13 protein-coding genes are annotated in these 12,030 nt (G+C 61.3%); 7 read left to right on the forward strand and 6 right to left on the reverse strand.

The window, feature by feature from the left end; genetic code table 11:
- Positions 1 to 358: 358 nt before the first annotated feature.
- Genes AC1MEK_RS03635 through AC1MEK_RS03650 form a run of 4 tightly spaced genes read left to right on the forward strand, consistent with a single transcriptional unit; the run spans position 359 to position 5,491 of the window.
- Positions 359 to 835, forward strand: a complete 477-nt coding sequence (locus AC1MEK_RS03635; RefSeq protein WP_480394902.1) for a formate dehydrogenase subunit gamma — start codon at positions 359 to 361, stop codon at positions 833 to 835.
- Positions 832 to 2,394, forward strand: coding sequence for a formate dehydrogenase beta subunit (locus AC1MEK_RS03640; RefSeq protein WP_480394903.1), 1,563 nt, complete (start codon positions 832 to 834; stop codon positions 2,392 to 2,394). The genes AC1MEK_RS03635 and AC1MEK_RS03640 overlap by 4 nt, the downstream gene beginning before the upstream one ends.
- Positions 2,391 to 5,276, forward strand: coding sequence for a formate dehydrogenase subunit alpha (gene fdhF, locus AC1MEK_RS03645; protein ID WP_480394904.1), 2,886 nt, complete (start codon positions 2,391 to 2,393; stop codon positions 5,274 to 5,276). Before AC1MEK_RS03640 ends, fdhF begins: the two co-directional genes overlap by 4 nt.
- A complete protein-coding gene (locus AC1MEK_RS03650; RefSeq protein ID WP_480394905.1) occupies positions 5,273 to 5,491 on the forward strand; it encodes a formate dehydrogenase subunit delta in 219 nt (72 codons plus the stop codon). Before fdhF ends, AC1MEK_RS03650 begins: the two co-directional genes overlap by 4 nt.
- A 96-nt stretch (positions 5,492 to 5,587) precedes the next feature.
- Here the strand turns inward: AC1MEK_RS03650 and AC1MEK_RS03655 are convergent, their stop codons facing one another.
- The 6 genes from AC1MEK_RS03655 to AC1MEK_RS03680 form a co-directional block, all read right to left on the reverse strand.
- Complete coding sequence (locus tag AC1MEK_RS03655) at positions 5,588 to 5,836, reverse strand: hypothetical protein (RefSeq protein ID WP_480394906.1); 249 nt, start codon at positions 5,834 to 5,836, stop codon at positions 5,588 to 5,590.
- 244 nt (positions 5,837 to 6,080) lie between these two features.
- Complete coding sequence (locus AC1MEK_RS03660) at positions 6,081 to 6,317, reverse strand: hypothetical protein (protein ID WP_480394907.1); 237 nt, start codon at positions 6,315 to 6,317, stop codon at positions 6,081 to 6,083.
- Positions 6,318 to 6,683: 366 nt separating this feature from the next.
- Entirely contained in the window at positions 6,684 to 6,920 is a 237-nt protein-coding gene (locus AC1MEK_RS03665; RefSeq protein WP_480394908.1) for a hypothetical protein, read from the reverse strand.
- A gap of 152 nt (positions 6,921 to 7,072) precedes the next feature.
- Positions 7,073 to 7,939, reverse strand: a complete 867-nt coding sequence (locus tag AC1MEK_RS03670; protein ID WP_480394909.1) for a carboxylate/amino acid/amine transporter — start codon at positions 7,937 to 7,939, stop codon at positions 7,073 to 7,075.
- 186 nt (positions 7,940 to 8,125) lie between these two features.
- The gene (locus AC1MEK_RS03675) at positions 8,126 to 8,725 is read right to left on the reverse strand and encodes an FMN-dependent NADH-azoreductase (protein WP_480394910.1); all 600 of its coding nucleotides are present in this window, start codon (positions 8,723 to 8,725) and stop codon (positions 8,126 to 8,128) included.
- Between the two features lie 156 nt (positions 8,726 to 8,881).
- The gene (locus tag AC1MEK_RS03680) at positions 8,882 to 9,196 is read right to left on the reverse strand and encodes a 3-phosphoglycerate kinase (protein ID WP_480394911.1); all 315 of its coding nucleotides are present in this window, start codon (positions 9,194 to 9,196) and stop codon (positions 8,882 to 8,884) included.
- 50 nt (positions 9,197 to 9,246) lie between these two features.
- On the opposite strand from AC1MEK_RS03680, the gene AC1MEK_RS03685 reads away from it, so the two are divergent.
- The 3 genes from AC1MEK_RS03685 to AC1MEK_RS03695 all read left to right on the forward strand — a co-directional run bounded on the left by AC1MEK_RS03685 (position 9,247) and on the right by AC1MEK_RS03695 (position 11,931).
- Complete coding sequence (locus tag AC1MEK_RS03685) at positions 9,247 to 10,173, forward strand: LysR family transcriptional regulator (RefSeq protein WP_480394912.1); 927 nt, start codon at positions 9,247 to 9,249, stop codon at positions 10,171 to 10,173.
- Between the two features lie 208 nt (positions 10,174 to 10,381).
- Positions 10,382 to 11,179, forward strand: coding sequence for an alpha/beta fold hydrolase (locus tag AC1MEK_RS03690; RefSeq protein WP_480394913.1), 798 nt, complete (start codon positions 10,382 to 10,384; stop codon positions 11,177 to 11,179).
- 194 nt (positions 11,180 to 11,373) lie between these two features.
- Entirely contained in the window at positions 11,374 to 11,931 is a 558-nt protein-coding gene (locus tag AC1MEK_RS03695) for a peptidylprolyl isomerase (protein ID WP_480394914.1), read from the forward strand.
- Positions 11,932 to 12,030: the final 99 nt, after the last annotated feature.

A 12,030-nucleotide genomic window follows, 5' to 3' on the forward strand; every position in this document is an offset into this window, starting at 1 on the left:
TAGGGTACCGGTTTACGGCGTTTTCGCCGAGCGTCTTTAGCGCCAACGGCCGATTTTGTTACAGGATTTGCGCTGCGGGCCGGGTCCGCAGCCATTCCCTTCTACACTCAATGGGTGGTCGCGGATGGAACCGAACAGGTCGCTTTGGAGCGCAATCGCCCAAAGCGGCATGGCAAGCTGCCCCTTATGCCCTGAACAGGTGCGGCCAAGACCGCCCCCGGGCACGACAAGATGCCCGACAAGGGTGCCCTGGCCTACGGCCTGACAAAGCCACGATGCCGTGACGTGGCGCGGCCGCAGCCGACACTTTCGGACAACCGACTACCGCTGGTATGTCCGTGACCGTGAGGAATGCTGTATGCCTGATGAGATGTCGTATCTGCCATTGGTCAACCATGTGCTGGAGCGCCACAAAGGCTCTCCCGGCGCATTGCTACCCATTCTCCATGAAATTCAGGAAGGCATTGGCTACATCCCCGATGCCTCCATCCCCGACGTCGCCCACGCCCTCAACCTGAGCCAGGCCGAGGTGCGCGGAGTGATCAGCTTCTACCATGACTTTCGCACCGCGCCGCCGGCGCGCCATATCCTGCGCCTGTGCCGGGCCGAATCCTGCAAGAGCCGGGGCGCCGAACAGCTTGCCGCGCAACTGCGCGAGCGCCTGCAACTGGACGATCACGGCAGCAGCGCCGACGGCAGCATCAGCCTGCGCCCGGTGTATTGCCTGGGGGCCTGCGCCTGCTCGCCGGCGCTGGAACTGGACGGCAAAGTCCACGCGCGCCTGAGTGCCGAGCGCTTGAATACGCTGATCGACGCCTGCCAGGAGAATGCATGATGACGCATCTCTATCTGCCCGTTGATTCGCTGGCCCGCGCCGTGGGCTCCGATGAAGTGGCCGTGGCCCTGGCCAGCGAGGCGCGCAAACGCAACTTGCCGCTGGACCTGCACCACACCAGCTCGCGCGGCCTGTACTGGCTCGAGCCGCTGCTGGAAATGGACACCCCGCAAGGCCGCATCGGTTTCGGCCCGTTGACCGCAGATGACGTGCCTGGCGTGCTCGACGCCCTGCAGGCCGACCCCGCCAGCCACCCGTTGGCACTGGGCCTGGTCGAAGAGCTGCCTTATCTGAAAACCCAGCAGCGCCTGCTGTTCGCCCGCGCCGGCATCACCCAGCCACTGTCGCTGGACGACTACCGCAAGCACGGCGGCTTCGAGGGCCTGACCCGGGCCATTGCGATTGGCGGTGAACAGACCGCCACCGAAGTGTTCGACTCTGGCTTGCGCGGTCGCGGCGGCGCGGCCTTTCCGGCCGGGATCAAATGGCGCACGGTGCGCAGCGCCGAAAGCCCGCAGAAATACATCGTGTGCAATGCTGACGAAGGCGATTCCGGCACCTTCGCCGACCGCATGCTGATGGAAGGTGACCCCTTCCTGCTGATCGAAGGCATGGCGATCGCCGGGATCACGGTCGGCGCCACCTACGGCTACATCTATGTGCGCTCCGAGTACCCGCAAGCCATCTCCACCCTGCGTGAAGCGCTGGATATCGCGCGCTCAGCGGGCTATCTGGGCGCCGATGTCGGCAGCAGTGGCCTGGCGTTCGACATGGAGGTTCGGGTCGGCGCCGGAGCCTACATCTGTGGCGAAGAAACCGCGCTGCTCGACTCCATCGAAGGCAAGCGCGGCCTGGTGCGCGCCAAGCCGCCGATTCCGGCCTTGAAGGGCCTGTTTGGCCAACCGACGCTGGTGCACAACGTGCTGACCCTGGCCTCGGTGCCGCTGATTCTGGCCAAGGGCGCGCAGTTCTACCGCGACTACGGCATGGGCCGCTCCACCGGCACCATGCCCTTCCAGTTGGCGGGCAACATTCGTCACGGCGGCTTGGTGGAACGCGCCTTCGGCCTGACCCTGCGCGAACTGGTGGACGACTACGGCGGCGGCACGGCCAGCGGTCGGCCGCTGAAAGCCGCGCAAGTCGGCGGCCCGCTGGGCACCTGGGTGCCACCTGAGCATTTCGACACGCCGCTGGATTACGAAGCCTTCGCCGCTATCGGCGCAATGCTCGGTCATGGCGGCGTGGTGGTGGCCGACGACACTGTGGACATGGCCCAGATGGCGCGCTTCGCCATGCAGTTCTGCGCCGAAGAATCCTGTGGCAAATGCACGCCCTGCCGCATCGGCTCGACCCGCGGCATGGAGGTCATCGACCGCATCCTGGCCGCGCCCGAACAGAGCAAACGCGACGAACAGGCCATCATCCTCAAGGACTTGTGCGACACCCTGCAATACGGCTCGCTTTGCGCGTTGGGCGGCATGAGCGCCTTCCCGGTCGCCAGCGCACTCAAGTACTTCCCTGCCGACTTCGGTCTGCAAACCTCGGAGGCCGAACAATGATCACTCTTTTCGATCCGAAAACCGATATCGACCTGGGCACCCCGGCCCGCGACAGCCAGGTGCAGGTCACGCTCAACATCGACGGGCGCAGCATCACCGTGCCTCAAGGCACCTCAGTGATGCGCGCCGCCGCGCTGATGGGCACCACCATTCCCAAACTGTGCGCCACCGACAGCCTGGAAGCCTTCGGCTCGTGCCGCATGTGCCTGGTGGAAATCGAGGGCATGCGCGGCTACCCCGCCTCCTGCACCACTCCTGTGACCGAAGGCATGAACGTGCACACGCAGACGCCGAAACTCGCCAGCCTGCGCCGCAACGTCATGGAGCTTTACATCTCCGACCATCCGCTCGATTGCCTGACCTGCTCGGCCAACGGCAACTGCGAGCTGCAGACCGTCGCCGGTCAAGTGGGCCTGCGCGAAGTGCGTTACGGCTACGAAGGCGAAAACCACCTGAGTGACGCCAAAGACGTTTCCAACCCCTATTTCGATTACGACCCGAGCAAGTGCATCGTCTGCAACCGCTGCGTGCGGGCCTGCGAAGAAACCCAGGGCACTTTCGCCCTGACCGTGTCCGGTCGCGGTTTCGAATCGCGCATCTCGGCAGCCGGTGGCGAAGATTTCCTCGACTCCGAATGCGTGTCCTGCGGCGCCTGCGTGCAGGCCTGCCCGACTGCGACGCTGATGGAAAAAAGCGTGGTGCAAATGGGCCAGCCCGAGCGCAGCGTGATCACCACCTGCGCCTATTGCGGCGTCGGCTGCTCGTTCCGCGCCGAGATGAAAGGCGATCAACTGGTGCGCATGGTTCCCGACAAGAACGGCCACGCCAACCACGGCCACTCCTGCGTCAAGGGCCGCTTCGCCTGGGGCTATGCGACACACCCGGATCGCATCACCAAACCAATGATTCGCAAGCACATCAACGACCCGTGGCAGGAAGTCAGCTGGGATGAAGCGGTGACCTACGCCGCCAGTGAGTTCCGCCGCCTGCAGCAGAAATACGGGCGCGACTCCATCGGCGGCATCACCTCCAGCCGCTGCACCAACGAAGAAACCTACCTGGTGCAGAAACTGGTGCGCGCCGCGTTCGGCAACAACAACGTCGACACCTGCGCGCGAGTCTGCCATTCGCCCACCGGCTACGGCCTGAAGCAGACCCTCGGCGAATCGGCTGGCACCCAGAGTTTCGATTCGGTGATGAAGGCCGACGTGATTCTGGTGATGGGCGCCAACCCCAGCGATGCCCATCCGGTGTTCGGCTCCCAGCTCAAGCGCCGCCTGCGTGAGGGCGCGCGGCTGATCGTCATCGACCCACGGCGCATCGATCTGGTGGACTCAGTCCACGCCCGCGCCGAGCTGCACCTGGCGCTGCGTCCGGGCACCAACGTCGCCATGCTCAACGCGCTGGCCCACGTCATCATCACCGAAGGCTTGCAGAATCAGAGGTTCATCGACGAACGCTGCGAAACCGTCGACTTCGCTCGGTGGAGCGCCTTCGTCGCCCAACCGGAAAACTCGCCGGAAGTGCTCGGCCTGATCTGCGGCGTACCGGCCGAAGACATTCGCGCGGCCGCCCGGCTGTACGCCACCGGCGGCAACGCGGCGATCTACTACGGCCTGGGCGTCACTGAACACAGCCAGGGCAGCACCTCGGTCATGGGCATCGCCAACCTGGCCATGGCCACCGGCAACATCGGCCGCGAAGGCGTGGGTGTGAACCCGCTACGCGGGCAGAACAACGTCCAGGGCTCCTGCGACATGGGCTCCTTCCCCCACGAACTGCCCGGCTACCGGCACATCTCCAACGAAAGCGTGCGCGCGCAGTTCGAGCAGGCCTGGAACGTTACCCTGCAACCCGATCCGGGCCTGCGCATTCCGAACATGTTCGAGTCGGCGCTGGCGGGCAGTTTCAAGGGCCTGTACTGCCAGGGCGAGGACATCGCCCAGAGCGACCCGAACACCCAGCACGTGACAGCAGCGCTGTCGTCGATGGAATGCGTGGTGGTGCAGGACATCTTCCTCAACGAAACCGCCAAGTTCGCCCACGTGTTCCTGCCGGGCAGCTCGTTCCTGGAAAAAGACGGCACCTTCACCAACGCCGAACGCCGCATCTCCCGCGTGCGCAAGGTCATGGACCCGCTGGGCGGCAAGGCCGACTGGGAAGGCACCGTGGCGCTGGCGACCGCCTTGGGCTACCCGATGAACTACAGCCATCCGTCGCAGATCATGGATGAAATCGCCAGCCTCACGCCGACCTTCACCCACGTCAGCTACACAAGGCTCGACGAACACGGCAGCCTGCAATGGCCGTGCAACGCGGCAGCGCCCGAGGGCACCCCGACCATGCACATTGAAGAATTCGTGCGCGGCAAGGGGCGCTTCATGCTCACTGGCTACGTGCCGACCGAGGAAAAGGTCAACGCCCGTTATCCGCTGCTGCTGACCACCGGCCGCATCCTCAGCCAGTACAATGTCGGCGCCCAGACAAGGCGGACCGAAAACGTCGCCTGGCACGAAGAAGACCGGCTGGAAATCCACCCCACCGACGCCGAAAGCCGTGGCATCAACGAAGGCGACTGGGTCGGCATCGGCAGCCGCTCAGGGCAGACCGTGTTGCGCGCCCGCGTGACCGAGCGCGTCGCCCCGGGCGTGGTGTACACCACCTTCCACTTCCCCGAATCGGGCGCCAACGTCATCACCACCGACAACTCCGACTGGGCCACCAACTGCCCGGAATACAAGGTCACCGCCGTGGAAGTCAGCCGCGTCTACCACCCTTCCGAGTGGCAGAAACGCTACCAGGCGTTCAGCGACGAGCAACAGCGCCTGCTCGAAGAACGCCGCCACGCGCGGGCTGGCAGTAATGAAGAGGTGCGCCGATGAGCAGCGAAAACCTGATCAAGATGGTCAATCAGATCGCCCTGTATTTCAGCAGCGAACCGGACCAGGAAAAGGCCGTGCAAGGCGTGCGCAATCATCTGCAGATGTTCTGGACGCCGGGCATGCGCAAGGAATTGCTGGCCTTGCAAAGTGGACATGAAGGCGGGCAACTGCATCCGCTGGCGCAGGTGGCAGTCAGTGGGGCGGGTTGGGGGTAGTCGCTCAATACCCGATCAATTTCACAGCAAACAAAAAGCCCGGCATCCGCCGGGCTTTTGATTGGGGTAGGTTCGCGTGGAACCGAATGCCGCCTGTTACTCGTAACGCTGATATTGCGAGCCGAACTCTTTGCGGTTTTCTGCGACGATCACAGTACCGTTGGACTGGCTGGCGAAAGGTTTGGCGACTTCTTTGTCAGCCACTTTTGCGTTGATGGCAGTGGCGTGGATGTAAGTGGGTTCCAGGACGATGGTCTGGCGGGCGGTGGACGCCTGTGGGGCGGCGAAGGCCGAGCCTGCTGCCAGAACCGAAAGTGCGAAGCCGATGGCGATGGAATTTTTCATGAGGGTGATCTCCGGTAAGTAGTGGGTGAATCGTTTTGTTGAAGCCAATGTATGCCCATCACCGGATGATTAAAAACCACTGCTATTTATTCCAGACATCAGGGTCGCTGATTATAGGTTTTGCACTATGGACGCGATAGACGCTACACATCAGCGAATAGCAGGCAAATAAAAAGCCCGGCATTCGCCGGGCTTTTGGGGGATGTTCAGGTCGGACTGAACTCTATTTTTTCAGCGACTAGGCTTACTCGTAACGCTGGTAGCGGGAACCGAACTCTTTGCGGTTCTCGGCAACAATCACAGTACCGGTCGCTTTGCTGTCGAAAGGTTTGACCACTTCTTTGCTGGCTACCTTAGCGTCCAGAACAGTGGCGCTAGCAGCATCGACAATAGCGCGTTGATAAGCTTTCTCTGGAGCGGCGAATGCAGAACCTGCAGCCAGAACCGAAAGTGCAAAACCGATAGCGATGGACTTTTTCATGATCTTGATCTCCGCAGAACTGTGTAAGTGGGGTAATTCGTTTCGTTGGAGTAAAGTTAACCGGATACCCTGATGATGAAAAACCAAGCGTCGGCATACTGAACATCAGCGGCGGTGATGGATAACAGAAACGTCTCTATCTCAATGGATACGGAGCATTCAGAGCGCGATGCAACCCTGTGGGAGTGAGCTTGCTCACGAATGAATTCCGTCAGTCACTCAATTCAAGCCTGACACACCGTATTCGTGAGCGAGCTCACTCCCACAAGGTTAGAGTTGATCTCAAGGCCAATAAAAAGCCCGGCATCAGCCGGGCTTTTGGGGGTGTTCAGGTCGGACTGAACGCTATTTGTGCAACCAGGGCACTTACTCGTAACGCTGATAGCTGGAACCGAACTCTTTGCGGTTCTCGGCAACAATCACAGTACCGGCCGCTTTGCTGTCGAATGGTTTGACCACATCTTTGCTGGCCACCTTAGTGTCCAGAACAGTGGCGCTGGAAATATCAACAATAGCGCGTTGATAAGTTTTCTCTGGCGCGGCGAATGCAGAACCTGCTGCCAGAACCGAAAGTGCAAAACCGATAGCGATGGACTTTTTCATGGTGTGATCTCCGCAGAACCGTTGGTAAGTTGGGGTAATTCGTTTCGTTGGAGCCAATTTATTCAATCGGCTCCCACATGAAAAACCACCCGTGCAGATATCAAACATCAGCGTCGATGATGTAGACACGCAACGCGTCTAACGTCAGTGTTTCAGCCCGCCAGGCGTTGTGCAGCGATGCCACGTCGGCTGATCCACACCGAGAAAACGATCACCAACCCACCGAAAAACAGCTTGCCCAGGTCTTCGTTGCGGCCCCAGATCAGCAGGTTGATCAAAAGCCCCACCGGCACGTGCAAGTTGTTCATCACCGCCAGCGTGCCGCCATTGACCAGGCACGCGCCCTTGTTCCACCAGTACATGCCCAGCGCCGTCGAGACCAGGCCCAGGAACAGCAGCACCAGCCATTGCTGCGGCGCATCGGGCAAATGCTGAGCATTGCCGCACAATAGAAACGCAGGCAACGCGACAGCCAGGGCGCCGAGGTAGAAGTAGCCGAAACGCCGATAATGCGGCAGATCGCTGGGGTGGCGCGCAACGAGGTGTTTGTACAGCACCTGCCCCGCCGCGTAGGTGAAGTTGGCCAGTTGCAACAGCAGGAAGCCGCCGAGGAAATTTCCGTCGACGCGATCGTAACGAATGATCACCGCCCCCAGCACCGCGACAACCGCCGCCAGCAAGCCCCACGGGTTGAATCGCCGATTGAGGGCGTCTTCGATCAGCGTCACGTGCAGCGGCGTGAGGATGGTGAACAGCAGCACCTCGGGCACTGTCAGCACGCGGAAACTCAAGTACAGGCAGACGTAGGTGATGCCGAACTGCAGCGCGCCAATCAGCAGCATCCCGCGCATGAACCGCGGCTCGACCTGCCGCCAGCGAGTCAGCGGAATGAACACCAGCCCAGCGAGCACGACGCGAATCAGCACCGCCAGGTAGCTGTCGACGTGTCCGGCCAGATAAACGCCGATCAGGCTGAAGGAAAACGCCTGAATCAGCGTCACGAAAAGTAGATAACCCATGATTGCCCCTCGTTCGAAGGCGGCGACCTTAGCGGGTTGCACGATACGCAGGCAATAAAAAACCCGATGACCCGGCGCAATCAGGCGGGTCGATCGGGCGATGTACTCAGGAGCGGTTCGAGTACCAAAGGAGAGTCAATGAACGAGAAGAGCTTCCCTTGCGGGCATTAACTGACGATTAAGTCCTCAGGCCACCTGGGCCAGTTTGGCGATGGCCTGGTTCAGGCCTTTCTGCGAGAAGTCGCCGCCCATGTTCAGGCCTTCGGCATGGATGAAGGTGACGTCGTGGATGCCGACGAAGCCCAGCACCTGACGCAGGTAGGGTTCCTGATGATCCAGCGAGCTGCCGGCGTAGATGCCGCCGCGAGCAGTCAGCACGTACGCACGCTTGCCGGTCAGCAGGCCCTGCGGGCCGGTTTCGCCGTACTTGAAGGTCACGCCGGCACGCAGCACGTGGTCGAACCAGGATTTGAGCGTGCTCGGAATCGCGAAGTTGTACATCGGCGCGGCCAGCACCAGCACATCGGCGGCGATCAGCTCGTCGGTCAGCTCATTGGAGCGCTCCAGGGCGGCTTGTTCGACGGCGCTGCGCTGGTCCTGTGGCTTCATCCAGCCACCCAGCAGCTCGCTGTCCAGGTGCGGCACCTGCTTGACCGCCAGGTCGCGAACGGTGATCTCGTCGGCCGGGTGCGCACCGCGCCACTGGCTGATGAACTGTTGGGTCAGTTGACGGGATACGGAGTCTTGCTGACGGGCGCTGCTTTCAATGACGAGTACGCGGGACATGGGCTGTGGCCTCCAACGAATGAGTGTCTGGATTCGATGGAGCGAAGATTAGTGACTAGCAAATCGATTAAAAAGCGCAAAAAACTGCTTCAAAATATCTATTTATTTGTTTTATCGACGGGAGCGATTTACTCTCTCCCGTCATCACGCTGCTGATTATTGAGGCTCGCAACTGAGCTTGATGCGCAGTTTGACGATCTCGCGGCTGAATTTGACGGTGACGTTGTTGCTGCTCTTCGGCGCGATCTGCACCCGCCGCGTGCGCGGGGCTTCGGGGCCGTTGTTGAACACCACGGTGCACTTGGCCAGGACGTCGCCATAGTTGTTCACCGTGATGTTGCCGATGTCATAGGCCGTGTCGTGGCTGTTGTAGTCGATCTGCACGCCGTTGATATGTTTTTCCACATCGATCGGGTAGGCAAAGGCACTCAGGGGCAACATCGTCAGCAGCACACAACAGAATTTTTTCATGCGGCAGTCTCCATCAATGGACTGCCAGAGTAAGACAACAGGAGCGAGAGATGAAAGCGCCCCGCGTAACCCTTGATCAATGGCGCACCCTGCAGGCCGTGGTCGACCATGGCGGTTTTGCCCAGGCCGCTGAAGCGCTGCACCGCTCGCAGTCATCGGTGAGCTACACGGTGGCCAGAATGCAGGACCAACTCGGCGTGCCGCTGTTGCGCATCGACGGGCGCAAGGCGGTGCTGACCGAGGCCGGTGAAGTGCTGCTGCGCCGCTCGCGGCAATTGGTGAAGAACGCCAGCCAGCTGGAAGACCTGGCCCACCACATGGAGCAGGGCTGGGAAGCCGAGGTGCGGCTGGTGGTCGACGCGGCCTATCCCAACGCCCGACTGGTGCGCGCTCTGACTGCGTTCATGCCGCAGAGCCGCGGCTGTCGCGTGCGTTTGCGCGAGGAAGTGCTGTCGGGCGTCGAGGAAGTGCTGCTCGAAGGCGTGGCGGACCTGGCAATCAGCGGCTTCAATATTCCGGGGTATCTGGGCACCGAGATGAGCAGCGTCGAATTCGTCGCCGTCGCCCATCCCGAGCATGCGCTGCACTTGATGCAACGCGAGTTGACCTTCCAGGATCTGGAAAGCCAGCTGCAGGTGGTGATCCGTGACTCCGGGCGCAACCAGCCCCGGGACGTCGGCTGGCTGGGCGCCGAACAGCGCTGGACGGTCGGCAGCCTGGCCACGGCGGCCAAGTTCGTCAGCAGCGGCCTGGGCTTTGCCTGGCTGCCCCGGCACATGATCGAACGGGAGATACGCGAAGGCGTGCTGAAGATCCTGCCACTGGACAAAGGCGGCAGCCGCAGCCCGACGTTCTATCTTTACTCGAGCAAGGACAAGCCGCTGGGGCCTGCGACGCAGATTCTCATCGAGCTGATCCAGACCTTCGACACCGCTCCGCTGGATGCGCCGTTCGCGGCGCCGCAGCAGGTCGAGTGAAAACACCGCCCCTGTAGGAGCGAATTTATTCGCGAAAGGTGTTTCAGGCGACACAGATTCGGTGAATGTGCCACCGCATTCGCGAATGAATTCGCTCCTACAGAAAATATCGCGCCTACCCACGAAATTTGCAGTGCAGCATCACCCCGTAGGAGCGAATTTATTCGCGAAAGATATTGCAGACGCCAACGATCACAAGGAAGTAGCCATGCCCTGGTTCGAACATGACGGTTGTTCCCTGCACTACGAAGAGTACGGCGCCGGCAGCCCGGTGCTGCTGGTTCATGGCCTGGGCTCAAGCTGCCGGGACTGGGAATACCAGATCCCGGCGCTGGCGGCGCAGCATCGGGTGATCGCGGTGGACGTGCGCGGGCATGGCCGCTCGGACAAACCCCGCGAGCGTTACAGCATCGCCGGTTTCAGTGCCGACATCGAGGCCCTGCTCGATCATCTGCACCTGGGCCCTGTGCATTTGGTGGGCCTGTCCATGGGCGGGATGATCGGCTTTCAACTGGCGGTCGATCAGCCGCAATTGCTCAGGAGCCTGACCATCGTCAACAGCGCCCCGCAAGTAAAGGTCAGAAGCTTCGATGACCTGCAGAAGCTGGCCAAGCGCTGGCTGCTGGCACGCCTGCTGCCCATGGAAACCATCGGCAAGGGCCTGGGCAGGAACCTGTTTCCCAAACCCGAACAGACCGAGCTGCGGCACAAGGTCGCCCAGCGCTGGGCGCAGAACGACAAACGCGCGTACCTGGCGAGCATGAACGCGATCATCGGCTGGGGCGTGCAGGATAAACTCTCGCGCATCACCTGCCCGACGCTGATCGTCACCGCGGACCGGGATTACACGCCCGTGGCGCTCAAGCGCGAATATGCGGCGTTGATATCGAATTCGAAGCTGGTGGTGATCGATGATTCACGGCATGCCACGCCGCTGGATCAACCCAGGGCGTTCAATCAATTGTTACTGGATTTCATCGAAGAACACGAGAACGCGTACTCGTAGCAGCACGGCTTGCCGGCGGGGCGGTGGGTCAGTCAATGATGTATTGCCTGACAGGACGCTCCGCCGGCAAGCCGGACTGCTACGGGGGTTCTCCGTTGCCCTCTGTCAAAACCCGCGCAAACGTGCTTCCCTTGCCAGCTATCTGCCGTCAAGCTCCCATTTGCAGTTGAACAATCAATCAGGACTTGTGCCCCATGCTGAAAAAAATCGCCCTTACTGCCGCTTCCGTGCTGTTCGCTTCCAACCTGATGGCCGCCACCGCGCCGCATGTCGTGCTGGACACCAGCTTCGGCCAGGTCGAGATCGAGCTGAACCAGGACAAGGCGCCTGTCAGCACCGCCAACTTCCTCAAGTACGTGGACAGCAACTTCTACTCCAACACCATCTTCCACCGCGTGATCCCGGGCTTCATGGTCCAGGGCGGCGGTTTCACCGCGCAGATGGTGCAGAAACCCACCAACGATCCGATCAAGAACGAAGCCGACAACGGCCTGCATAACGTGCGCGGCACCATCGCCATGGCCCGCACCTCGGACGTGAACTCGGCCACCAGCCAGTTCTTCATCAACGTGGTCGACAACGCCATGCTCGACCACGGCGCCCGCGACTACGGCTATGCGGTGTTCGGCAAAGTGGTCAAGGGCATGGACGTGGTCGACCAGATCGTCAACGTGCAGACCGGCAACAAGCAAGGCATGCAGAACGTGCCGCTGGACCCGATTCTGATCAAGTCGGCCAAACGCGTGAACTAAGCTCTACTGAGTGCGCGAAAGCCGGGCACCTGCCCGGCTTTTGCATTTTTGCCACGCGGTCGAAGGAATGAATCCGAGCATTCGTGATTTCATGCGGTC

Source organism: Pseudomonas sp. 2 (assembly GCF_056627435.1).

Excerpts from the sequence above, each read along its gene's own strand:
- AC1MEK_RS03680 (WP_480394911.1), bottom strand. The coding sequence starts at position 9,196 with ATGAAAAAATTCTGTTGTGTGCTGCTGACGATGTTGCCCCTGAGTGCC.
- fdhF (WP_480394904.1), top strand. The coding sequence starts at position 2,391 with ATGATCACTCTTTTCGATCCGAAAACCGATATCGACCTGGGCACCCCG.
- AC1MEK_RS03665 (WP_480394908.1), bottom strand. The coding sequence starts at position 6,920 with ATGAAAAAGTCCATCGCTATCGGTTTTGCACTTTCGGTTCTGGCAGCA.
- AC1MEK_RS03635 (WP_480394902.1), top strand. The coding sequence starts at position 359 with ATGCCTGATGAGATGTCGTATCTGCCATTGGTCAACCATGTGCTGGAG.
- AC1MEK_RS03690 (WP_480394913.1), top strand. The coding sequence starts at position 10,382 with ATGCCCTGGTTCGAACATGACGGTTGTTCCCTGCACTACGAAGAGTAC.
- AC1MEK_RS03695 (WP_480394914.1), top strand. The coding sequence starts at position 11,374 with ATGCTGAAAAAAATCGCCCTTACTGCCGCTTCCGTGCTGTTCGCTTCC.
- AC1MEK_RS03650 (WP_480394905.1), top strand. The coding sequence starts at position 5,273 with ATGAGCAGCGAAAACCTGATCAAGATGGTCAATCAGATCGCCCTGTAT.
- AC1MEK_RS03675 (WP_480394910.1), bottom strand. The coding sequence starts at position 8,725 with ATGTCCCGCGTACTCGTCATTGAAAGCAGCGCCCGTCAGCAAGACTCC.
- AC1MEK_RS03685 (WP_480394912.1), top strand. The coding sequence starts at position 9,247 with ATGAAAGCGCCCCGCGTAACCCTTGATCAATGGCGCACCCTGCAGGCC.
- AC1MEK_RS03670 (WP_480394909.1), bottom strand. The coding sequence starts at position 7,939 with ATGGGTTATCTACTTTTCGTGACGCTGATTCAGGCGTTTTCCTTCAGC.
- AC1MEK_RS03655 (WP_480394906.1), bottom strand. The coding sequence starts at position 5,836 with ATGAAAAATTCCATCGCCATCGGCTTCGCACTTTCGGTTCTGGCAGCA.
- AC1MEK_RS03640 (WP_480394903.1), top strand. The coding sequence starts at position 832 with ATGATGACGCATCTCTATCTGCCCGTTGATTCGCTGGCCCGCGCCGTG.
- AC1MEK_RS03660 (WP_480394907.1), bottom strand. The coding sequence starts at position 6,317 with ATGAAAAAGTCCATCGCTATCGGTTTTGCACTTTCGGTTCTGGCTGCA.